The organism is Mesorhizobium sp. PL10, from assembly GCF_053714315.1.
The window spans coordinates 1-20491 of record NZ_JBSKBR010000014.1; the positions used below are offsets into that span (position 1 = coordinate 1).

Annotated in this window: 23 protein-coding genes; 11 read left to right on the top strand and 12 right to left on the bottom strand. The window is 62.6% G+C overall.

Features of this window, described 5'->3' with window-relative positions; translation table 11 throughout:
- The first annotated feature begins 223 nt into the window (after positions 1 to 223).
- The 5 genes from ACWGTO_RS21725 to ACWGTO_RS21745 all read left to right on the top strand — a co-directional run bounded on the left by ACWGTO_RS21725 (position 224) and on the right by ACWGTO_RS21745 (position 4555).
- On the top strand, positions 224 to 1228 hold the full coding sequence (locus ACWGTO_RS21725; protein ID WP_454577013.1) for a LacI family DNA-binding transcriptional regulator: 1005 nt from the start codon (positions 224 to 226) through the stop codon (positions 1226 to 1228).
- Positions 1229 to 1303: 75 nt separating this feature from the next.
- Positions 1304 to 2095 carry a 3-methyl-2-oxobutanoate hydroxymethyltransferase gene (locus ACWGTO_RS21730; RefSeq protein ID WP_454576861.1) on the top strand — a complete coding sequence of 264 codons (792 nt, stop codon included), beginning with the start codon at positions 1304 to 1306 and terminating at the stop codon, positions 2093 to 2095.
- Between the two features lie 8 nt (positions 2096 to 2103).
- Positions 2104 to 3108: a sterol desaturase family protein gene (locus ACWGTO_RS21735; RefSeq protein WP_454576862.1), complete on the top strand. Its 1005-nt coding sequence runs from the start codon at positions 2104 to 2106 to the stop codon at positions 3106 to 3108.
- A gap of 109 nt (positions 3109 to 3217) precedes the next feature.
- The gene (locus ACWGTO_RS21740) at positions 3218 to 4165 is read left to right on the top strand and encodes a substrate-binding domain-containing protein (protein ID WP_454576863.1); all 948 of its coding nucleotides are present in this window, start codon (positions 3218 to 3220) and stop codon (positions 4163 to 4165) included.
- A 72-nt stretch (positions 4166 to 4237) separates the two neighbouring features.
- A complete protein-coding gene (locus ACWGTO_RS21745) occupies positions 4238 to 4555 on the top strand; it encodes a MocE family 2Fe-2S type ferredoxin (RefSeq protein ID WP_454576864.1) in 318 nt (105 codons plus the stop codon).
- Between the two features lie 32 nt (positions 4556 to 4587).
- On the opposite strand, the gene ACWGTO_RS21750 is transcribed toward ACWGTO_RS21745, so the two are convergent.
- Positions 4588 to 5016, bottom strand: coding sequence for a MarR family winged helix-turn-helix transcriptional regulator (locus tag ACWGTO_RS21750; RefSeq protein WP_454577014.1), 429 nt, complete (start codon positions 5014 to 5016; stop codon positions 4588 to 4590).
- Between the two features lie 151 nt (positions 5017 to 5167).
- Between ACWGTO_RS21750 and ACWGTO_RS21755 the strand changes: the two genes are divergently transcribed.
- Positions 5168 to 6010, top strand: coding sequence for an alpha/beta fold hydrolase (locus tag ACWGTO_RS21755; protein WP_454576865.1), 843 nt, complete (start codon positions 5168 to 5170; stop codon positions 6008 to 6010).
- Between the two features lie 83 nt (positions 6011 to 6093).
- Here ACWGTO_RS21755 and ACWGTO_RS21760 read toward each other — a convergent pair whose 3' ends face one another.
- Together ACWGTO_RS21760 and ACWGTO_RS21765 are read right to left on the bottom strand one after the other, a co-directional pair.
- Positions 6094 to 7008: an alpha/beta fold hydrolase gene (locus tag ACWGTO_RS21760; protein ID WP_454576866.1), complete on the bottom strand. Its 915-nt coding sequence runs from the start codon at positions 7006 to 7008 to the stop codon at positions 6094 to 6096.
- A gap of 144 nt (positions 7009 to 7152) precedes the next feature.
- Complete coding sequence (locus tag ACWGTO_RS21765; RefSeq protein WP_454576867.1) at positions 7153 to 8394, bottom strand: MFS transporter; 1242 nt, start codon at positions 8392 to 8394, stop codon at positions 7153 to 7155.
- Positions 8395 to 8572: 178 nt separating this feature from the next.
- Here ACWGTO_RS21765 and ACWGTO_RS21770 point away from each other — a divergent pair, with 178 nt between their 5' ends.
- Positions 8573 to 9490, top strand: a complete 918-nt coding sequence (locus tag ACWGTO_RS21770; protein ID WP_454576868.1) for an AraC family transcriptional regulator — start codon at positions 8573 to 8575, stop codon at positions 9488 to 9490.
- Here the strand turns inward: ACWGTO_RS21770 and ACWGTO_RS21775 are convergent.
- The 5 genes from ACWGTO_RS21775 to pgeF all read right to left on the bottom strand — a co-directional run bounded on the left by ACWGTO_RS21775 (position 9478) and on the right by pgeF (position 14305).
- A complete protein-coding gene (locus ACWGTO_RS21775; protein ID WP_454576869.1) occupies positions 9478 to 10449 on the bottom strand; it encodes a Bug family tripartite tricarboxylate transporter substrate binding protein in 972 nt (323 codons plus the stop codon). The two genes, ACWGTO_RS21770 and ACWGTO_RS21775, sit on opposite strands and share 13 nt — an antisense overlap.
- A gap of 110 nt (positions 10450 to 10559) precedes the next feature.
- On the bottom strand, positions 10560 to 11495 hold the full coding sequence (locus tag ACWGTO_RS21780) for a ribose-phosphate pyrophosphokinase (protein WP_023686119.1): 936 nt from the start codon (positions 11493 to 11495) through the stop codon (positions 10560 to 10562).
- Positions 11496 to 11653: 158 nt separating this feature from the next.
- Entirely contained in the window at positions 11654 to 12250 is a 597-nt protein-coding gene (locus ACWGTO_RS21785) for a hypothetical protein (protein ID WP_454576870.1), read from the bottom strand.
- 109 nt (positions 12251 to 12359) lie between these two features.
- Complete coding sequence (locus tag ACWGTO_RS21790) at positions 12360 to 13511, bottom strand: M24 family metallopeptidase (protein WP_454576871.1); 1152 nt, start codon at positions 13509 to 13511, stop codon at positions 12360 to 12362.
- On the bottom strand, positions 13511 to 14305 hold the full coding sequence (pgeF, locus tag ACWGTO_RS21795; protein ID WP_454576872.1) for a peptidoglycan editing factor PgeF: 795 nt from the start codon (positions 14303 to 14305) through the stop codon (positions 13511 to 13513). The genes ACWGTO_RS21790 and pgeF overlap by 1 nt, the downstream gene beginning before the upstream one ends.
- Before the next feature lie 150 nt (positions 14306 to 14455).
- On the opposite strand from pgeF, the gene ACWGTO_RS21800 reads away from it, so the two are divergent.
- Positions 14456 to 15355, top strand: coding sequence for a hypothetical protein (locus ACWGTO_RS21800; RefSeq protein WP_454576873.1), 900 nt, complete (start codon positions 14456 to 14458; stop codon positions 15353 to 15355).
- Between the two features lie 3 nt (positions 15356 to 15358).
- Here ACWGTO_RS21800 and ACWGTO_RS21805 read toward each other — a convergent pair whose 3' ends face one another.
- From ACWGTO_RS21805 to ACWGTO_RS21815, 3 genes are all read right to left on the bottom strand, one after another.
- On the bottom strand, positions 15359 to 16423 hold the full coding sequence (locus ACWGTO_RS21805) for a class I SAM-dependent methyltransferase (protein ID WP_454576874.1): 1065 nt from the start codon (positions 16421 to 16423) through the stop codon (positions 15359 to 15361).
- Positions 16420 to 17304 (bottom strand): prolipoprotein diacylglyceryl transferase, encoded by an 885-nt coding sequence (gene lgt / locus ACWGTO_RS21810; protein WP_454576875.1) that lies wholly within the window; start codon positions 17302 to 17304, stop codon positions 16420 to 16422. The genes ACWGTO_RS21805 and lgt overlap by 4 nt, the downstream gene beginning before the upstream one ends.
- A gap of 103 nt (positions 17305 to 17407) precedes the next feature.
- Complete coding sequence (locus ACWGTO_RS21815) at positions 17408 to 17647, bottom strand: BrnA antitoxin family protein (RefSeq protein WP_454576876.1); 240 nt, start codon at positions 17645 to 17647, stop codon at positions 17408 to 17410.
- A gap of 154 nt (positions 17648 to 17801) precedes the next feature.
- Here ACWGTO_RS21815 and ACWGTO_RS21820 point away from each other — a divergent pair, with 154 nt between their 5' ends.
- The 3 genes from ACWGTO_RS21820 to ACWGTO_RS21830 all read left to right on the top strand — a co-directional run bounded on the left by ACWGTO_RS21820 (position 17802) and on the right by ACWGTO_RS21830 (position 19300).
- Positions 17802 to 18104, top strand: coding sequence for an accessory factor UbiK family protein (locus tag ACWGTO_RS21820; RefSeq protein WP_023711152.1), 303 nt, complete (start codon positions 17802 to 17804; stop codon positions 18102 to 18104).
- Between the two features lie 316 nt (positions 18105 to 18420).
- A complete protein-coding gene (locus ACWGTO_RS21825) occupies positions 18421 to 18921 on the top strand; it encodes a type III secretion system chaperone family protein (protein WP_006202532.1) in 501 nt (166 codons plus the stop codon).
- Between the two features lie 19 nt (positions 18922 to 18940).
- Positions 18941 to 19300, top strand: a complete 360-nt coding sequence (locus tag ACWGTO_RS21830; protein WP_454576877.1) for a tRNA-binding protein — start codon at positions 18941 to 18943, stop codon at positions 19298 to 19300.
- Positions 19301 to 19310: 10 nt separating this feature from the next.
- On the opposite strand, the gene ACWGTO_RS21835 is transcribed toward ACWGTO_RS21830, so the two are convergent.
- Positions 19311 to 20333 (bottom strand): glycosyltransferase family 4 protein, encoded by a 1023-nt coding sequence (locus ACWGTO_RS21835; RefSeq protein WP_454576878.1) that lies wholly within the window; start codon positions 20331 to 20333, stop codon positions 19311 to 19313.
- Positions 20334 to 20491: the final 158 nt, after the last annotated feature.

Sequence of the window (20491 nt, forward strand, 5' to 3'; positions counted from 1 at the left end):
CCATGACCAACAAACGATTGAAGGCCGGATGGAACGAGGACTTTCTCGTCAGCCTCATCTCGTGAAAATTAACTCACCCGATTCCCCTGGGCAAGGCCGGCCATGGCTTCCCGTTAGCACCGCTCGCCGTCGCCTTCGGTGATATAGTGGGGGATATCCAGCCCGTCTTGCAAAGAATGGATGCGACTGGCAGGTTCCGGTCTCGCGACTGCGAGGAACCAGTATTACGAAACCCACCTTCCTTGAGATCGCCCGCCGCGCCGGGGTTGGCACGGCGACGGTCGAGCGCGTGCTGAACGGCAGGGGCGGGGTGCGGCCGGCAACCGTCGAGAAGGTGGTGGCGGCGGCACGCTCGCTCGATTATCCGCGCCGGCTGCCCGAGCCGCATCGCGGCGTCATCCGCATTGAAGTGATCATGATGCGGCCGGACGCGACCTTCTTTGCCAGACTGTCCAGCGCCTTTGAGCGCATCGCTGCCAGCCTCGACCGCGCCATTGCCGTTCACCGCACCTTCCTCGACGAGGCCAACCCCGCGCAGATCGCCAAGCGTATCCTCGAGCCGGAGCTTCGCCGCGCCGCGCTCATTCTCACCGCGCCCGATCATCCGCTGGTCAGCGCGGCGCTGGCCAAGCTTGAGGCGCAAAAAATACCGACGGTGCAGATCGTGACCCAGATTGCGGGCACCACAGGCGCCTATGTCGGTATCGACAATTACGCCGCCGGCCGCATGGCCGGGCTGCTCATGGCGCGCATGCAGAAGCGTCCCGGCAAGGTGGTGGCGATCTCGCACAGCCAGATCTACCAGGGTCATCGCGATCGCGTGCGCGGCTTCTTCGACTACCTCATCGGGCAGACCGGCGACCTTGAGCCGGTCGCCGTCCTGTTCGGCCATGACGATGGCGACCGCAATGCCGAGCAATTGCACGAAGCCTTGAAGCGCTGGCCTGACCTTGTGGGCCTCTACAATGCCGGCGGCGCCAACACGGCGCTGAACGACGTGCTGCGCCGCCATTCGGGTGGCCGCGATATCTTCTTCGTCGGCCATGAGCTCACCGAGCGCAGCGCGCGCGCCTTGCGCGACGGCACCATGGATGTCGTGCTCGACCAGGCGCCGGAGGCGCAGGCGCGACGCGCCATCGATCTGGCGCTCGCCGCGCTCAACCTGCACGATTTGCCGGTCGAGAACCCGCCGATCCGATTCATCACCTTCACCGCCGAGAACCTTTGATCTGATTTGATCAAGGAACAAGCGGCGCCCCGCCTGACTCGATGTTATCTCCTCGCAAAACGGGGAGGATCATCGGTGACGAAACGGCTGACGGCCTATGATTTGCAGAGCGCCAAGGGCAGCAAGAAATGGCTGCAGCTGCATGTCGACACCCCGGCCGAGGCGGCCGCGGCGGTTGCCTGCGACATCGTCATCCTGTCCTGCGAGCCGGACCACAATCTGGAATTGATCCGGCAGGCGGCACCCTTCGCCTTCCTCGCCGTCGGCATGCCGCATGGCGCCGTCGCTTCGCCCGAAGAGGCGGTGCGGCTGGGCTTCGCCATCATGACGCGGGGCGCCGATGCGGTCTACTCGTCGCATTCGCCGCGCTTCATTGAGGCGATGGCGGCAGAAGGCGTCCCCGTCACCGGCCATGTCGGCCTGGTGCCCAACCGCGCCACCTGGACCAATTTCCGCGCCATCGGCAAGACCGCCGAGGAGGCGATCAAGGTGCTGCGCGCGGTGAAGGATCTGGAGAACGCCGGCGCCGCCTGCATCGAGGTCGAGGTGGTGCCGGTGCGGCTCGCAGACCACATCACGCGCTCCTCACAGCTGGTCACCATGGGTATGGGCTGCGGTTCGGCCTGCGATACGCAATATCTGTTTTCCAGCGATGTGCTGGGCACCCATGCCGGCCATTATCCGCGCCACGCCAAGCGCTATGCCGATTTCGTCACGCTGGAGGCGGAGATGCAGGAAAAGCGCATCGCCGCCTTCAGTGCTTTCGGCCGCGACGTCGCCGGCGGAACTTACCCGGAAGCCAGGCACCAGGTCGATATGGACGATGTGGCCTACGACCGCTTCCTCACCCTTTCCCAAGCTCTGTGAGACCAGCCATGGACGATCTGCAATTCGGCAAGCGCAACAAACGCGGCGACTGGGCTCCCAACGAGCCGGCCGGCACCGCGCCGCTCTTCGTCTTTCCGCCGCGCCCACTGGCGCTGCTGAAATGGCTGCCGAGTTATTTCCTGCCCTACAACATCCTCTTCGCGCTTTCGGCGGTCGCGTGGTGGCATTTCGTTCTGCCCGATGTCGAGACGATGAAGACGCTGGCCGTTGGCTGGATTCTCAAGCTGTTCATCGTCAACTGTGCGGCGCTGTTGCTGTTTTTTGGCGCCTTCGAAATCAGACTTTACATTTTGAAAGCCCAGGGCAACCGCTTCAAATACAACGGCAAATGGCCTTCGGAGCAGAAGAGCAAGGCGTTCTACTTCGAGAGCCAGAACCTCGACAACATATTGCGCACCTTCGGCACCGGCATGCCGATCTGGACGGCGATCGAGGTGGCTATCCTGTACGCCTATGCCAATGGCTATGTGCCGTGGCTGACTGTCGCCGAACATCCCGTCTATCTGTTCCTGCTGGCACTGGTGGTGCCGATCATCCACGAGACGCATTTCTTCCTGCTGCACCGGGCGATCCATTGGGGGCCGCTCTACAGATGGGTGCATTCGGTACACCACAATTCGGTCAACCCGTCGCCTTGGTCGTCGCTTTCGATGCACCCGGTCGAGCAGCTCGGCTATCTCGGCGTCGCCTTCTGGCACCTGATCATTCCGTCGAACCCGCTGCTGGCGCTCTACCAGCTCCATTATGCCGGCTTCGGTGCCATTCCTGGCCATGTCGGTTTCGACAAGGTGGAACTGACGCGGGACAAGGCCGTCGATAGCCACGCCTACATCCACTACCTGCACCACCGCTATTTCGAGGTGAATTACGGCGACGGGCTTATCCCGTTCGACCGATGGTTCGGCACGTTCCATGACGGCAGCAAGGAAGGCGAGGCGCGCATGGAGGCCCGCCACGAGAAGAAGCGGGCGCACGCCAACGCCTCGAAGTGACCGCCCGACAGACAGCCAAGGGAGTGGCATCGGCCGCTCACCCAGCCATCCCGCAAGGGCCGGTCAAGACAGGAGTGAGCCGGCACTCCAATCCAGAGGGAGGAACCTCGTGAAGAAACGGCTCATTTCCACTGCACTTGCCGCTTTGATAGCAATGCCCGCCAGTGCCTTTGCCGCCAAGATCGGCGTCTCGATCGTCAATTTCGACAATAATTTTCAGACGCTGCTGATCCATGGCATGCAGGATCGCGCCAAGGAGAAGGGCGCCGACATCCAGGTCGAGGACGCCCAGAACGACGTCGCCAAACAGCTCGATCAGGTGAAGAATTTTATCGCGAGCGGGGTCGATGCCATCATCGTCACGCTGGTCGACACCAATGCTTCCAAGACCCTCAGCGAGGAAGCAGCCAAGGCCGGCATTCCGCTAGTGTTCGTCAACCTCGAGCCATCCGAGATGAAGAACCTGCCGGCAAGCCAAGTCTATGTCGGCTCCAACGAGACCGAGTCCGGCACGCTGGAAGCGTTCGAGGTGTGCAAGATGCTGCGCGCCAAGGGAAAATCAGCGGGCGCTACCGCTTACATCGTCATGGGCAGCCTCGTGCACCAGGCCGCGCTCCAGCGCACCAAGGATGTCGAGCAGGTCTTCTCGACCGACATGTGCAGCTTCATCAGAGTCACCGATATGCAGTCGTCTGAATGGTCGCGCGACAACGAGCAGAACCTGATGACCAACTGGCTGACGGCGGGGCCGGCGCCGGATGCCGTCATCGCCAACAATGATGAATCCGCCATCGGCGCGATCCTGGCGCTGAAGGCCAACGGCATCGATATGAAAAATGTCGTCGTCGGCGGCATTGACGCCACTCAGGATGGCCTGCAGTCGATGAAGGCGGGCGACTTGGCAGTGACGGTGTTCCAGAATGCCAAGGGCCAGGGCGGCGGCGGTGTCGACGCGGCATTGGCGCTGGCCAAGGGCGAGAAGGTCGACCGCGTCGTCTACGTGCCGTTCGAGCTGGTTACGCCGGCGAACGCCGCCGACTATCTCGACAAGAACTGATTTCGCAATCGGCACGGGGCGGCTTCAAGCCGTCCCGGAGGCCCGCCGCGACGCAATTCACCCGGTGGAACAATGACAGACTGGATCAGGGCCTGCGGCCTCGACGATATCGAACAGGAAGGCGCACGACGCTTCGACCATGCGGGTCGCACCTACGGCATCTTCCGCTCGCCCGACGATGAGGTGTTTTGCACCGATGGGCTGTGCACGCATGAAGCGGTCCACCTCGCCGATGGGCTGGTGATGGATTATGAGGTCGAGTGCCCGAAGCACTCTGGCGCCTTCGACTACCGCTCTGGCGCCGCGAAGCGCCTGCCGCCCTGCATCAATCTCAGGACATATCCGGCAAAGGTCGAAGCCGGCTCGGTGTTTATCGCGATAAGCCAATAAGGCCGCGACGCTGCTCGCATGCGCGACCGGGTCTACCTGTCGCTGCTCAGCGCATCGCACAGCGTCTGGATCTGCCGGTTGAGGGCGTCGAGCGCAGCCAGCGTCATGCCCGAGCGCTCGACCAAGGTTTCGTTCAAACAATTGCATTGAACCAGCAGCGCGCGGCCGGTCGCCGTCAAATCGACCTGCACCTGACGCTCGTCGGTCTGGCTGCGTTGGCGGGTGACCAGGCCTGCCTGTTCCATGCGCTTCACCAGCGGCGTGATAGTGCTCGATTCCAGAGCGAGCCTGTGCGCAATGCTACCGACCGACATGCCGTCGGCTTCGGCAAGGGCGTTCAGCACGAGGTACTGCGGATAGGTGATGCCCATTTCGTCCAGCATCGGCTTGTAAGTGCGGTTGATCGCCATGCTGGTGGCGTAGAGCGTAAAACAGAGCTGATTGTCCAAGGGGAGAGGCACGGCCATTCCTTTGCCGACTGAGCATTCTCGGATATGTACCACGAAAAATGATATCGCGATATACATTTCTTGTGGACAAGGGTTTCGATCAGCGCTAGTCATATTTTTATCGCGATATTGATTATCGCGAAAACGATCAACGGAGATTGAGATGACCAAGCCCGGCAGCAGCACGATCACCACCAAGGACGGCACCGAGATTTTCTACAAGGATTGGGGAACCGGCCAGCCCATCGTATTCCATCACGGCTGGCCGCTGAGCAGCGACGACTGGGACGCCCAGATGCTGTTCTTCCTGTCCAAGGGCTACCGCGTCATTGCCCATGATCGGCGCGGCCATGGCCGCTCGACACAGACGGATACCGGCAACGAGATGGACACTTACGCCGCCGATGTCGCGGAACTTGTGGCACACCTCGACCTTAAGGGCGCCTTCCATGTCGGCCATTCGACCGGGGGCGGTGAAGTGGCCCGCTATGTCGCGAAGTATGGCTCAGGCGGCCGTGTCGCCAAGGCTGTCCTGATCGGCGCCGTGCCGCCAATCATGCTGAAGACGGCGGCCAATCCAGGCGGCCTGCCGATCGAGGTGTTCGATGGTTTCCGCGCCGCCCAGGCCGCCAACCGCGCCCAGTTCTTCCACGATGTTGCAGCCGGTCCGTTCTACGGCTTCAACCGTCCCGGCGCCCAGGTATCGCAGGCTGTCGTCGAAAATTGGTGGCGCCAGGGCATGATGGGCGGCACCAAGGCGCATTACGATTGCATCAAGGCGTTCTCGGAAACCGACTTCACGGAAGACCTTAAGGCAATAGACGTGCCCGTGCTTGTCCTGCATGGCGACGACGATCAGATCGTTCCAATCGCCGACTCGGCGTTGCTGTCGGTCAAGCTGCTCAAGAAGGGCGAGATCAAGGTCCACAAGGGTCTTCCGCATGGCATGGCGACGACCCATGCCGATGTCATCAACGCCGACCTCCTGGCCTTCTTCAAGGCCTAGAAAGCTGCGACTTGGATAAACAAAGGCACCCGCCGTCAGGCGGGTGCCTTCGTGCTGCTATCGAAATGTCCGCGGGGCAGCGCCTATTTGGCGAGAAAACCTGTGATCAGCTTGACGGTGGCGTCGGGGTTTTCTTCCATGATCCAGTGGCCGGAGTCGGGCACGATGCCGCCCGTGACATCGGTGGCAACAAGCCGCAAGATATCGGCCTGCGTGGTGCCGGCGGATTTTTCCCCACCAACAGCCAGCACCGGCATGGTCAGTTTGCCGCCGGCGGCGAGCATCGCCTGGTTGTCGATCGCGTCCTGGTCAAAGGCCTTGAATTGCTCGAAAGCGTCATGCATCGCATGCGGGCGGGCATAGAGTTTGGCGTAGTGCTTGCGCGTTGCCTCGTCGATCTTCTTGGGGTCGGCCGACAGTTCGTTGTAGAAACGATCGAGATAGATGCGCTCGCGCCCCGCGACCAGCCGCTCCATATCTGGGCCGCGAAAGTTGAAGTGCCAAAGCAGCGGGCTTTGCTTGATCTTTTCCCAGTCGCCTATGCCGGGCAGCGGCGCATCGATGATGACCCATTTGGTGATGCGTTTTGGATATTGCGCGGCAAGCGCATAGCCGACCATGTTGCCAATGTCGTGCGTGACCAGGTCGGCCTTGTCGATCTTCAGGGCATCCAACACGCCGGCAATGTCGACGGCTTGGTTCTTCTTGGTGTAGCCCGCGTCCGGGTGGGCCGACAGACCCATGCCGCGCAGGTCCGGCACGATGACGGTATGGTCCTTCGCAAGTGCCGCCGCCGCGGCACCCCACATGTCTCCGGTATCGGCAAAGCCGTGCAGCAGGACGACGGCGGGGCCCTTTCCGCCGACGCGCACATAGAGTTTGGTGCCGTTGGTTTCGACGGACTGCGTCTTGAAGCCCGGTGGAAAAGGAACGATGCGTGCTATCGCCGGCAAGGTAACAAGGAGCACACCCAACACGGCCAACACGATCTTGCGCATATCATTCTCCAGAGACGTCGGAGGCCCCAAGCCTTTGTTGATGACTATTTCCTAACAGGCTTTTTATCCGGCGTGTGCTGAAAGAAGCAACGAGGGCACGGCAGATGCCGCGCCTTCGTGTCAAATCCGTAAGATCGACCGGTTTTAGCCGGCGGCCTGCGCCTTCCTGGCTGCCTTCATGTTGGGCAGGAACACCGTCAGCAGGCCGAGCAGCGGCAGGTACGAGCAGACCTGGAAGACAAAATCGATGCCCTTCATGTCGGCGATAGCGCCGAGCACTGCGGCCGCAATGCCGCCCATGCCAAAGGCGAAGCCGAAGAAGATGCCGGCGATGGTGCCGACACGCCCTGGCACCAGTTCCTGCGCAAACACCACGATGTTGGAGAAGGCCGATGACAGGATCAGGCCGATCAACACCGTCAGCACCATCGTCCATTCGAAATTGGCGTAAGGCAGCGCCAGCGTGAACGGCAGCACGCCGACGATCGAGAACCAGATCATCGCCTTCTGGCCGTAGCGGTCGCCGAACGGACCGCCGAGCAGGATGCCGAGCGCCGAGGCGCCGAGGAACAGGAACAGCATCACCTGGCTCATCTGCACCGACACGCCGAACTTATGGATGGAATAGAAGGTGTAATAGCTGGAGAGCGAGGCGATGTAGGCGTTCTTGGTAAGCACCAGCAGCGTCAGCACCGCCAGCGCTCCCATGACCTTTTTGCGCGGGAAGGGCGAGACGAAGCTTGCCGCCTTGCGATTGCCTTGCGCGGCGCGCATCCGACTGTACCAGCTGCCGACCCGCGACAAAACGATGATGCCGATCAGCGAGCCGACGGCGAACCAGGAGATGCTGGTCTGGCCGAAGGGCACGACGATGAAGGCGGCGAGCAGCGGTCCCATCGACTGGCCGAAATTGCCGCCGACCTGGAACAGCGATTGCGCCAGACCAAAGCGACCGCCCGAGGCGAAGCGGGCAATACGCGAGGATTCCGGATGGAAGATCGCCGAGCCGATACCGATCAGCGAGGCGCCGACCAAAAGCAGAGCATAATGGCCGGCATAGGCGAGCACGATCAGGCCGATCAGCGAGGACGCCATGCCGTAGGGCAGGGAATAGGGCATTGGCCGCTTGTCGGTGATCATGCCGATGACCGGCTGCAACAATGACGCCGTGACCTGGAACGTGAAGGTCAAAAGACCGATCTGCCAGAAGTCGAGACCGTAATTTTCTTTCAGCAGCGGATAGATCGCCGGCAGCAGCGACTGCATGATGTCGTTGATGCCGTGGCAAAGGCTCACCGCCAAGATGACGGTAAAGGCGGTTGCCTGGACTGAGGGGAGGCTGGCGCTTGGCGGAGGCGCAATGCTGGTGGCTGTGGTATCGGTCAAGGCAGGCTCCGAGGTCTTTTTGGCGGGTGTTTGCCCGCGGGCAGGCTTGGCGGCCGCTTCTCGCGGACCGCTTAAGGACGCCCTTACGGAGCGCCTTGGGACGTTTGCCTTATAAGCCGCTTGCGGGGCGACTTCTTTCGTGGTTTGGTCCAATTGTTTCGCAAGTGGGCCAAAGCCGATGCCACATGGCAGGGACATCTTCCGCGCCGGCAATGCCGATCTCGGACGGTTGCACGAAAGCCGCTGGCAGTGGCTGGAGGAGGTTGCCGGCCCTGCAGTGGCTTTGCCGACCGAATACCCGGACGGCTACCACGTGCCGCAACACCGCCACAGCCGCAGCCAGCTGTTGCATGCGCTGGTCGGCGTCGTGCTGGTGACGACCAGGTACGGGCGCTGGATGGTGCCGCCCGATCACGCCATGTGGATCCCGGCTGGCACCGAGCATTCCGTCGAGATGCTGGGCGATGTCTCGATGCGCTCGGTCTATGTCATGCCGGGCGCGATCCCCGGCCTGCCGGAAGGCTTGCGCGTCGTCGGCGTCACCGAGCTGATGCATAGCTTGATCGTGGAGTCGGAAAAGCTGCCGCAAGGCGGCGAACTGGAAGGGCGCGGCGGGCTGATCATGAACCTGCTGCTGCACGAAATCCCGATCTTGCCGGAACGACCGCTCGGGCTGCCGTTCCCGACTGATCCGAGGCTGGCGGCGCTCTGCCGGCGCTTCGTCGCGGCACCGTCGCCGCGTGCCACGATCGACGAATGGGCCGATGCCGCCGGGATGAGCCGGCGCTCCTTCACTCGCGCCTTCCACCGCCAGACCGGACTGTCCTTGTCGACATGGCGCCAGCAGGCCTGCCTGTTCGCGGCACTTCCCAGGCTCGCCGACGGCGAGCCGATCACCAGGGTGGCGCTCGATCTCGGCTATGACAGCGTGCCGGCCTTCATCACCATGTTCAAGCGTATGCTGGGCGCCTCGCCGCGCGGCTATATGCGCGGCGCGCGCGACAATGGCGAAGCCATGCGGCGGGCGCCGCCTCGGCTTGAGGCCCGGCATCCTGAGAGGAAGCGCCGCGCGCTGTCCTTACCTCAGTCCATCTGAACGCCGCTTGCCTTGACGATCGGCTCCCATTTGGCGAGCTCAGCCTTCACATGTGCCCCCAGCTCTTCCGGGGTGGAGCCGACGATCGAGGCGCTGAACGTGCCCATGCGGGCAATCACATCGGGGTCCTTCAGGGATTCAACTGCTGCCTTCTGTAGCACGGCGACCACCTCCGGCGGAGTGCCCGCGGGCGCGAACAGTGCGTTCCAGCTGTAGGTCTCATAGCCGGGGATGGTTTCGGCAATGGCTGGCAAATCGGGGAAGGAGGGAACGCGCTCCTTGGTGGTAACGCCGAGCGCCCTCAGCGTGCCGCTTTTGATATGGCCCGATGAAGACGGCAAATTGTCGAACATCATCGGCACCTGATTGCCGATAACATCGTTCAGTGCCGGGCCGGCGCCCTTGTAGGGAATGTGCTGCATGTTTACACCGGCCATCGTCTTGAAAAGCTCGCCGGAGAGATGCAGCGGCGTGCCATTGCCCGAAGAGGCGTAGGCGTATTTGTCCGGGTCCTTCTTCAGCATCTCGATCAGTTCCTTGACGTCCTTGGCGGGGAACTGAGGGTTCACGACCAGGACGTTCGGCACCAGCACAAGCAGCGATATCGGAGCAAAATCCTTCTCCGCGTCGTAAGGCTTTGTCTTCAGGATCAGCGGATTGAGCGCGTGTGTCGCAACCGTGCCCATGAGGATCGTGTAGCCGTCCGGTTCGGCGCGGGCGACCTGGGCAGCACCAATGCTGCCGCCGGCGCCGCCGACATTTTCGACGACAATCTGCTGGCCGAGTTTTTCCGACATCTTGTTGGCGACAAGGCGCGCAACCAGATCAGTTGAGCCGCCGGCAGAAAAGGGGACAACCATTGTGATGGTCCGGTCCGGAAAATCGGCAGCCCAGGCCGCCGGCGCTGAAAAGACAGCCGCGATGGAAACCGCAAGCCCGAGCAAAGTCCTACGCCGCATCTTCTACTCCTCCATTGTTTGGAGGGGCAGTATGCCATGCCAAGCGCGTCAGGAGAAACGTCTGCCTCCCGCAACAATGCAGATTACGGGCCGCTAATATGGGCGTCCGCTTAGTCGAACAGGCTCGATACTGACTCTTCGGTCGCCGTGCGCGAGATCGCCTCGCCCATCAGATCTGCGATGGAGATGACACGGATGTTCGGCGCATCGAGCACGCCCTGCGTTGGCTGGATCGAATCGGTAATCACCAGTTCCTGCAGCTTCGAGCCGCTGATGCGGGCGACAGCGCCGCCCGACAGAACGCCATGGGTGATGTAGGCGGTGACACTGGTGGCGCCGTTGGCCAAGAGCGCGTCGGCGGCGTTGCACAGCGTACCGCCGGAATCGACGATGTCGTCGATCAGCAGGCAATCCTTGCCGGCGACCGCGCCGATGATGTTCATCACTTCGGATTCGCCAGGGCGTTCGCGGCGCTTGTCGACGATGGCCAGTTGCGCGTCGAAGCGCTTGGCCAGCGCGCGGGCGCGAACCACGCCGCCAATGTCGGGCGAGACGACGACGACATTGGCAAGCTGCTTGTATTTGGCCTTCACGTCGCGAGCCATCACCGGCACCGAGAACAGATTGTCGGTCGGAATGTCGAAAAAGCCCTGGATCTGGCCGGCATGGAGATCGAGCGTCAGAACGCGGTCGACGCCGGCGCGGGTGATCATGTTGGCGACCAGCTTGGCCGAGATCGGGGTGCGGCCCGAGGCGCGGCGATCCTGCCTGGCGTAGCCGAAATAGGGGATGACCGCGGTGATGCGCTTGGCCGAGGAGCGCATGAAGGCGTCGATCATGATGAGCAGTTCCATCAGATGATCGTTGGTCGGAAACGAGGTCGACTGCAGGATGAAGACATCCTCGCCGCGCACATTTTCCTGGATCTCGACGAAAATTTCCTGGTCGGCGAAGCGTCTGACGCTGGCCTTTCCCAGCGGGACGTTGAGATAGCGGGCGACCGCTTCGGCCAGCACCCGGTTGGAATTGCCCGCGAAAAGCTTCATGCACCGTTCCTGGCGAAGGATGGAGAGGCAGACAAACTCTCTTAGGCCTCTTAATCGGGCTTTTAGCGAGCCGTGCCGGTATTGCAAGCCTCGTTGACGGGAATCCGCCGGCTAATCTCAAAAACGTCAACGCACGACGGATGCCGGCAACAGGCGGATCAGCCGGCGCGGCCGCCGAGCCAAGCCGCGAACTGGTCGATCGTCTGGTCGGCGATCGCCTGCATGGTGGCTGGCGCGACCGCGGGCCAGCCTTCGGCGGCATTGACTGACGCCGCCTTCTGCTGGCCGTTGATGCGATGCAGCCGGTTGCCGGCGGGGTCATAGACGTCCCAGACATAGATGACGGTGGTGTCCTTGCCTTCCGTCATCGTCGAGAAGTAGCCCTTCAGCACATGCGTGGCGGCCTGATCGGAGCTGCCGGCAAGGGTGATGCCGCGCTGCCTGGCGCGCGTTTGCAGTTCGGCCGTCAACGGCGTTGCCGCTTCCACCGAAGCACCGACGATCGGAGCGATCTGCAGCCGCGTCTTCGCCAGGGCGGCGGCGCTCTGCGCAGGGTTGGCGGGTGTGGTGGCGCCGACGGCCGGCGACGATGGCGCCGGCGTGGCCGGCGCGGTGCCCGGGGCCGCCGATAGCGGCTGGGCCGAGGCTGCCGGCGGCGTGATGGCGGAGGGTTCGAGGACGTCCTTGGCGTTGGTGCAAGCGGCCAGCACGAGCGCTGCGAGCAATGACACGGTCGTCACATGCGATCGTCCCATCTGCCCGAAAACTCCCTATGTCTTTTACGCAATTCCGGACGGAAAGCCGACTACACTTTTCCTGGAGTTGCTCTCGTGAACGCCCCCGCGTGGACCAGTCATTATGGATTCACTGTACGATCAAGTCGAGATCATGGCGTGAAAGCGGCTTCGGCTGGGATTCGGTGGTCAGGTAGGTGCGGCCAAGCGTCATTGCCGTCTCGGTTTCGGAGTCCATGATGATCATGTGCGCGAACAGCGTCATGTTGGGCGCGATCGGCTCGGGATTGCCCTGGTAGAACATCGGCATGTCCATCCAGGAAGGGGTGAAGCGGGCGCCGACCGAGTAGCCGCAGGCGTTGAGCCGGTGCTTGGTCAGATTATGCGCTTCCAGCGTGCGGGCATGCGCGTCGAAGACGTCGCCGAAGCTGTTGCCGGGCGTCATCGCCTTCTCGACCGCGAGCAGGGCGGCGCGGGCGGCGTCGAACAGCTCCTGATGTCGCTTCGACACCTTGCCGGTCAGCACGGTGCGCATCATCGGTGCGTGATAGTGGTGGAAGACGCCGGCCCATTCGAGCGTCAGCTGGTCGTTCTTGGTCAGCTTGCGGCGTCCGGCCTTGTAGCGGCAGAGCAGCGCGTCGACACCCGAGCCAATGATGAATTCATTGGCCGGATAGTCGCCGCCGCCGGCAAAGACCGCGCCTTGCATGGCGGCAAGGATCAGCGCTTCGTCGCCGCCCTGTTTGATCAGCGGCAGCGCCGCGTCGAGCGCGTCGTCGGACAGATTGGCTGCTTTTTCGGCCTTGGCGATTTCGGCCGGGCTCTTGAACAGCCGCAGCCGGCCGACAATGCCGGAAGCATCGGCGATCTGACCGAAGGTCTGCAACTGTTCGTCGACGCGGCGGCCGTTGAAGGCGGTCAGGCCATGGGTGTCGTACTCGACGCCGATGCGGGCGCCGAGCAAATTGAGGTCGTTCAGCAGGTTGCGCAGGTCGATCGCCGGGTTGGCGCCGTCGCGATCGGTCCACAAGACAATATTGTCGATGATCGAGGTGTGACGCGCCTGGCGCAGGTCGGCCGAGCGGGTGAGCAGCACCATCGAGCCGTCGGCCTTCACCACCAGGCACTGGAAGAAGCAGAAGCCGAACGTGTCGTAGCCGGTCAGCCAGTACATGCTTTCCTGGGCGAAAAGCAGCACCGCGTCGAGCTTCTTCTCGGTCATCTCGATCATCAGCCGGTCACGCCGGGCGTCAAATTCCGATCGTTCGAAATGCAGCGCCATTATTCGTTCTCCAAAACAATTGCCGAAACCTGCCGACCGTAGTCCGGTTCCTTGCGATGCGTCGTGCGCCGGTAGGAAAAGAAGAGATCCTCCTCGGCATAGGTACACCGGCCAAGCCCCTCTGCGATCACGCCGGCCTTCTTCAGCCGGTCGATCGTATAGAGGTTGAGATCGAACATCGCATGCGCGGGATTTGCCGATGGCATGAAATAGCGGATGTTTTCGGCATCGGCTTCGAGAAAACGGGCGACGAATTCCGGCCCGACTTCGTAGTTTTCAGGGCCGATGGAAGGGCCGAGAACCGCAACGATGCGGTCGCGGCGGGCGCCCAGGCTTTCCATCGCCGCAATGGTGTTTTCAAGCACGCCGGTGAAAGCACCCTTCCAGCCGGCATGCACCGCGCCGATGACGCGCGCCTGTGCATCTGCAAACAGGACCGGGCCGCAATCGGCTGTCGAGGCGCCGATAGCGATGCCCGGGCGGTCGGTGACGATGGCATCGGCCTTGGGCCGCGGGCCGGGAAACGGCTCGCTCACGATGACGACGTCGGGCGAGTGGACCTGATGCGCGGTCAAGAGATGGCTGGCCGGCACGCCCATCCAGGCAGCGACCCGGCGGCGGTTCTCGGCGACCAGCAACTGGTCGTCATCCGAGCCGGTGCCGATGTTGAGTCCCTGGTAGATGCCGTTGGAGACACCGCCGATACGGGTGAAATAGCCATGGCGGATGCCTTGCGGCTTCGCCGCTTCCAGCAGTTGCGAGCGAACAGGATCCGGTTTGGTCTGATTCAGCATGGATGGGTTTGTTGTCCGCGCCAGCGCTTTCGTCAAGGCGAAGTTCGGTCAGTATTTGCGGCAGCCATCGCACATCGGCTCCGAGTTGGCGAAAAGCAGGCATTCGACTATAGCCAATGGCCAGACAATTTCTGGGGCGGGCGAAAGTGCATGGGCTGGAATCCAGTCAAAAGCCTGATCCGTCAGATCCATCGGAACCGGCAGGTGCGCAAGGCTAAGGACTTTCGCAACACGCTGGTGAAACGCTATTTCCGCTCACGCAATGCGGCGTCGGGGGCGGAATTTGCCGATAGCCTCAGGCAGACCGGTGCCCGGCATTTTTGCTTCTCCATCGCCTACAACACGCCCTGGGTTATCGATGCGCTGACTCAGGCGTGGTTGACTTATTCCACCGGGATGACGCTGGTGGTCATCGACAATTCGTCCAGGCCCGCAGCGCGGCAGGCGATCGAGGCCATCTGCCGACAGCGCGGCATCGCCTATTTCGGGTTGCCGCGAAATCCCGAATGGAATCCGAACCGATCGCATGGCATCTCGATGAACTGGGTCTTCCACAACATTGTGCGCCCGCTGCGGCCCTACCTGTTCGGCTTTCTCGACCATGACTGCTTTCCCGTGGTTGCCGTCGATATAGCCAGGCGCATGGAGGGCAAGGACGCCTACGGCACCAAATATCCGGCCAAAAGAGGCTATCAGGGATGGTACTTCTGGGCGGGGCTCTGCTTCTTTCGCTTTTCGGCCGTCGAGGATCTCGACCTCGATTTCACGCCCCGCTTCGACACCGGGTTCGATACTGGCGGCGGCAATTGGCCGATGCTGCGCGACAGGCTGGATGACGACAACATCGTCAATGCCGAGAAGACCACGGTCAGCTTGAAGCTCGGCGGCATCGAGGCCGATCATCGCATGCTGGATAACAGCTTCTTTCACGTCGGCGGCGCTTCGTATCGCGGGCTGATCAGCACGCGGCACTATCGCCGGCTGATGTGCGACCATGTATGGGAGACCTATCTTGGCGGTGTGGCGGGGCGGCTGGTTAACGATCTCTGACGGTCACCATGGCTGATGCGGCAGGATTTTCAGGACCTTGAACAGCGTGCCCATGGCGTCGGGCCCGGCCAGGCGCTCGACGGCGTCGGCAATGGTTTGGCGTGCCTCTTCGCTCGCCTGGCTGCCCAGCAGGCCGGCTCGCTCAAGCAGTCCCATGGAAAGCAGAAAGTCCCCCTGCGTCGTCAATTCCACATCGAGGCCAAGCGCCCGCACGACGGCGGCCAGTGCTGCGAAGTCGACATGCGCGGTGAGATCGGCTTCGCCGGGATTGGCCAGCACATCTTCGGGAGCGTGCCTGCGCACGGCCTGCAATGTATCGCCGAAGCCGGGCTGGAAATGGCCATAGTCAGGGAACAGGCCGGCGCCCCCGTCGCGGCTTATGCGCTCGGCAATGGCCGCCATCAGCGCGGCGCGGGCCGGCGCCACCTCGACAACAGCGCCTTGCGGCGCCTCGGTGGCATTGTCCGGCAGCAGCGTCGCCTCGACCGAACCGGCGCCAGCGAAGAAGCTCAATGCATCACTGTCATCGAGGCCGATCATCCGTTCTCGCCATCCGGCTCCGGAGCGAATGAACTGGCGGATCGGCACGGCGTCGAACAATTCGTTGCCGACGATCAGCAGCGGCGCCTGGGGCAGCGTGGCGATGGTTTCGTGCCAGCTGACCTCAGCTGAACTCTCGGCAAGCGTCTGTTTCTGAATTTCGGTCAGTCGCGGGCTGGTTTCGATCAAGGCGAAGGACGCACCGGCGGCGAGCGCAGGCTCGAGCCGTGACAGGGTGCGCAGCATGTCCTTCATCAGCGTGCCGCGTCCCGGACCGATCTCGGCGATGGTGACCGGCAGCGGCCGGCCGATTGCCAGCCAGGCTTGATACAGCCAGACGGTGACGAGTTCGCCGAACATCTGGCTGATCTCCGGCGCGGTGATGAAGTCGCCGGCGGCGCCGAACGGCTCACGCGTCGTGTAGTAGCCGTCGCTGGGGTCGAACAGGCAGAGCGCCATATACTCGTTGACGGGTAGGGGGCCCAGCGCACCGATCAGGTCGACGATGCGGGCCTTCAGCCGTGTCATGCCGGCTGTGGCTGCGGCGCCGGTTTGGCGGTGGCCATCGCCCAGATGCCGGCCAGCACCATCGGCAGCGACAGAACCATGCCCATTGTGAGCCAGCCACCAAGGAGGTAGCCGAGTTGTTGGTCGGGCTCGCGGAAGAATTCGACGAAGATACGCGACAGCCCGTAGCCGCAGATGAAGGCGCCGCCGACGAAACGCGGCGTCTTCAGCTTCAGCCGCGAATGGGTGAGGAACCGCAGGATCAGGAATAGCACCACGCCCTCAAGCAAGGCCTCGTAGAGCTGGCTCGGGTGACGGGGTTCCAGGCCAGCGACACAACCCGCCGCCGACTGAAGGAGACGCTCGTTGCAGAAGACGACGCCCCAGGACACGTCGGTGACGCGGCCCCAGAGTTCGGCATTGACGAAGTTGGCGACACGGACGAGGCCGAGTCCTACCGGCACGCCGGCCGCCACGACGTCGAACAGCGACCAGGTGCGGATGCCGCGTTTGATGGAAAACAGCGTCATGGCCAGGATGACGCCGAGTAGCCCGCCATGGAACGACATGCCGCCCTGCCAGATGGCGAAGATGTCGAGCGGGTGGTCGATATAGCGCTTCAGATCGTAAAACAGCACATAGCCGGTGCGTCCGCCAAGCACGACGCCGGCGGCGGCCCAGACGATGAAATCGTCGAGATCGATCGGCTTCATCGGCAAGATGGCGTCAGGCCATAGGCTGGTGTTGGTGACAAGCCGCTTGGCATACCACCAGGCGAACAGGATACCGACGATGTAGCCGATGCCGTACCAGTGCACCGCCAGCGGCCCGATCTGGACCAGGATCGGGTCGATGTTGGGGAAGGGCAGCGAAGCCATCGGCAGCAGGAAATAGTCGTTCAACAGGGTCTCCGGAAAGGGCTCGCGTTCGGGCGCGGACCATGCGGGAGGGTTTTGGCGGGGTCAAGGCAAGGTGACGGCTGCCTTGACGTCGCAGATGGAGGGCTCAACCCTTCGGCTTGCCGGCGACCAATTGCCTGAGCGCGTCGTTGATCCTGTCCTGCCAGCCGGGGCCGTCTTCCTGGAAATGATCGAGCACGGCTCGATCGATCCTGATCGAAACGAGCTCCCTGACGTTCGGTGCCGCCGAGGCTTCGCGAATTGGTGGCGCCGGCTTTTTGACCGGCTTGAAGGCAGCCTCTGCGGCTTGCATCGGATTTGTCGGTCGGCGCGGAGGCGTTGCCATTGGTTGATCCTGAGTGAGAGGAAGCACAATAATAGGCGATGTAGCGCCATTCCGTACAGGCTGGCCGTTGAGGTGCGATGCCGCACCAGGCTTCAACCTTCTTGCATTCCGCGCCCAGCGCCACTACGTCAATTCGAGCAAGCGAGGATTTGCCATGTCGACCGGACCGAACCGCATTCTCGATGAGTTCGCCAAGCTGATGACCGATGCCGCCGGCGCCGCGCAAGGCGTGCGCCGCGAGGTCGAGACTGCCTTCAAGGGGCAGGCCGAACGCATCCTCAACACCATGGACGTGGTGCAGCGCGAAGAGTTCGAGGCTGCCCGCGATATGGCCGCCAAGGCCCGGGAAGAGAACACCAGGCTGGCTGCCCGCATCGACGCGCTCGAAGCCAGGCTTGCCGAATTGACCGGGCAGGCCGCACCGGCGGCGGCGGCAAAGCCCAAAGCAAAAAAATAATCTTTAAACTTTTCCACAAAGCGCAATCCGAAAAAGTGCTTTGCCGTGAATCGTTTACCGGCAATGCATGAATCTTTGTGACAGCGCCTTTCCACATGCGGATGACGCAGTGCGAAAAATTAGGCTGTTCACGCGACTCCCGATCAATAGACTGAATTTGTTGCATGATTCGGAGCAGGGTCATGCGGCCGGGCGGTGGGGTCCGGTCCGGGGTCTTTGTGTCGTGAAGTCCTGGCCGTCCGAGTTCTAGACAAGATTGTTCGTCGTGTGTGCCCCGCGGAGCGTGTGGCGCTCCCCTGAACACAGGAAGCATTCCATGGAACTTCTCGAACTCGAATTCTCCCGTGAAATCCATCCGGTGGATGTCATCGAGCAGGTGGCCCATAACAATGACTGGTCCTTTGAGCGGGCCGGCGATGACGAAATCTCGATCTCGGTTGCCGGCAGCTGGACCGACTATCACGTTTCCTTCTCGTGGATGGAGGATTTCGAGGCGCTGCATCTGGCCTGCGCGTTCGACATCAAGGTGCCGGAAGCCCGTGCGCTGGAAGTGATGCGGCTTCTGTCGCTGATCAACGAGCAGATGCTGTTTGGCCATTTCGATCTGTGGGAGCAGGAGGGCGCAATCATGTTTCGCCAGTCGCTGCTGCTCGCCGGCGGGGTCGAACCGTCGAGCCAGCAGGTCGAGGTGCTTTTGTCGTCGGCACTGGAAGCCTGCGAATGCTATTTCCAGGCCTTTCAGTTCGTCGTCTGGTCAGGGACCTCGGCCAAGGATGCGCTGGCCGGCGTGCTGTTCGAGACCTATGGCAACGCCTGATCGTCGCTAAGAAAAGAAAATGAGTTCGAGCAGCGCGCGCAAGCCCGAGATCAGCTTTGCCGATTTCGATCGTGTCGACATCCGCGCCGGCACCATTGTCGAGGCCGAGCCGTTCCCCGAGGCGCGCAAGCCCGCGTTCAAGCTGAAGATCGACTTCGGCCCCGATATTGGCGTGAAGAAATCCTCGGCGCAGATCACCAAATATTATGCGCCGGAAACGCTGATCGGCCTGCAGGTGTTTGCGGTGGTCAATTTTCCGCCACGCCAGATCGGCCCGTTCATGTCCGAAGTGCTGACGCTCGGCTTTCCCGACGAAGAGGGCGCCGTGGTGCTCGGCGCCATCGAGCGCAAGGTGCCGGACGGCGGGCGACTGTTCTAGGAAAGTAGCGTCAGGCCGCCAGCTTGCGCGACGTTCCCAGCGCCTCTTCGACCGTGTCCATGAACATCTCAGCACACGCCTTCCAGCTGTAGCGCATGGCGCGTTCGCGCGCCTGGGCGCGGTCAACGTTTAGCGCGGCGAGCGAGGCCTCGCGCAGATCGGTCGACACCGCCCCGCCGATGCCGTCGCCGACAATGTCGATCGGCCCGGTGACCGGATAGGCGGCAACGGGCGTGCCGCTGGCCAGCGCCTCGATGATGACGTTGCCGAAGGTGTCGGTGCGGCTGGGGAAGACGAAGACGTCAGCCGAGGCGTAGATTTCGGCCAGTTCGTCGTTCGGACGGTGGCCAAGGAAGTGCGCCTGCGGATATTTCACCTTGAGCTTGGCCAGTTCCGGTCCTTCGCCGACGATCACCTTGCTGCCGGGCAGGTCGAGATCGAGGAAGGCGCTCAGGTTCTTTTCGATGGCGACGCGGCCGACGCACAGGAACACCGGGCCGGGAAAGCCGAGGTCCTTCTTCTTGTCCGGGCGGAAATGATCGGTGTCGACGCCACGCGTCCATGGCCGCAGCTTGTTGAAACCGCGCGCGGCGAGATCGTCGGCCAGCGACTGGGTGGCCACCAGCGTGCCTTGTCCCGAATTGTGGAAATCGCGCAGCCAGCGATAGGCCCAGCTCTCGGGCACCGGCAGGCGGGCGCTGAGATATTCGGGGAAGCGGGTATGATAGCTGGTGGTGAAGGGACGGCCGGCGTTGCGGCAATAGCGCCGCGCCATGATGCCGAGCGGTCCCTCGGTGACGATGTGGATGTGGTCGGCCTTGCGCGCCTCGATCAGCCGCGCGACCTTGCCGGGCGTGGTCAGCGCCAGCCTGATGTCGGGATAAGTCGGCAAAGGCAAAGTGCGAAAAATGTTCGGGGTCAGGAAGTCGACCTCGACGTCGAAGGACTTCAGCGTTTCGGTGAGCCGCTCCAGCGTGTGGACGACACCGTTGACTTGGGGGCGCCAGGCGTCGGTAACCATCAGGATGCGCATGGCGGCCCTTTGCTCGGATCGTCGGTTGCCTTGATGCGACGGCGGAACGGCACCCACGCGGCTGCCCTCGCTTCGCTCCAGCGTACCCGGGCAGGCACGAGGTCGAAGTGAGGCGGCTGAGCCGAATCAACTGAGGTCGCGCGCTTCATGCGCGCTCT

Bases quoted from the DNA above. Each gene is read 5' to 3' on its own strand.
- ACWGTO_RS21735 (WP_454576862.1), top strand. From the start codon at position 2,104: ATGGACGATCTGCAATTCGGCAAGCGCAACAAACGCGGCGACTGGGCT.
- ACWGTO_RS21745 (WP_454576864.1), top strand. From the start codon at position 4,238: ATGACAGACTGGATCAGGGCCTGCGGCCTCGACGATATCGAACAGGAA.
- ACWGTO_RS21755 (WP_454576865.1), top strand. From the start codon at position 5,168: ATGACCAAGCCCGGCAGCAGCACGATCACCACCAAGGACGGCACCGAG.
- ACWGTO_RS21760 (WP_454576866.1), bottom strand. From the start codon at position 7,008: ATGCGCAAGATCGTGTTGGCCGTGTTGGGTGTGCTCCTTGTTACCTTG.
- ACWGTO_RS21770 (WP_454576868.1), top strand. From the start codon at position 8,573: ATGCCACATGGCAGGGACATCTTCCGCGCCGGCAATGCCGATCTCGGA.
- ACWGTO_RS21775 (WP_454576869.1), bottom strand. From the start codon at position 10,449: ATGCGGCGTAGGACTTTGCTCGGGCTTGCGGTTTCCATCGCGGCTGTC.
- ACWGTO_RS21780 (WP_023686119.1), bottom strand. From the start codon at position 11,495: ATGAAGCTTTTCGCGGGCAATTCCAACCGGGTGCTGGCCGAAGCGGTC.
- ACWGTO_RS21785 (WP_454576870.1), bottom strand. From the start codon at position 12,250: ATGGGACGATCGCATGTGACGACCGTGTCATTGCTCGCAGCGCTCGTG.
- ACWGTO_RS21790 (WP_454576871.1), bottom strand. From the start codon at position 13,511: ATGGCGCTGCATTTCGAACGATCGGAATTTGACGCCCGGCGTGACCGG.
- pgeF (WP_454576872.1), bottom strand. From the start codon at position 14,305: ATGCTGAATCAGACCAAACCGGATCCTGTTCGCTCGCAACTGCTGGAA.
- ACWGTO_RS21800 (WP_454576873.1), top strand. From the start codon at position 14,456: ATGGGCTGGAATCCAGTCAAAAGCCTGATCCGTCAGATCCATCGGAAC.
- ACWGTO_RS21805 (WP_454576874.1), bottom strand. From the start codon at position 16,423: ATGACACGGCTGAAGGCCCGCATCGTCGACCTGATCGGTGCGCTGGGC.
- ACWGTO_RS21815 (WP_454576876.1), bottom strand. From the start codon at position 17,647: ATGGCAACGCCTCCGCGCCGACCGACAAATCCGATGCAAGCCGCAGAG.
- ACWGTO_RS21820 (WP_023711152.1), top strand. From the start codon at position 17,802: ATGTCGACCGGACCGAACCGCATTCTCGATGAGTTCGCCAAGCTGATG.
- ACWGTO_RS21825 (WP_006202532.1), top strand. From the start codon at position 18,421: ATGGAACTTCTCGAACTCGAATTCTCCCGTGAAATCCATCCGGTGGAT.
- ACWGTO_RS21830 (WP_454576877.1), top strand. From the start codon at position 18,941: ATGAGTTCGAGCAGCGCGCGCAAGCCCGAGATCAGCTTTGCCGATTTC.
- ACWGTO_RS21835 (WP_454576878.1), bottom strand. From the start codon at position 20,333: ATGCGCATCCTGATGGTTACCGACGCCTGGCGCCCCCAAGTCAACGGT.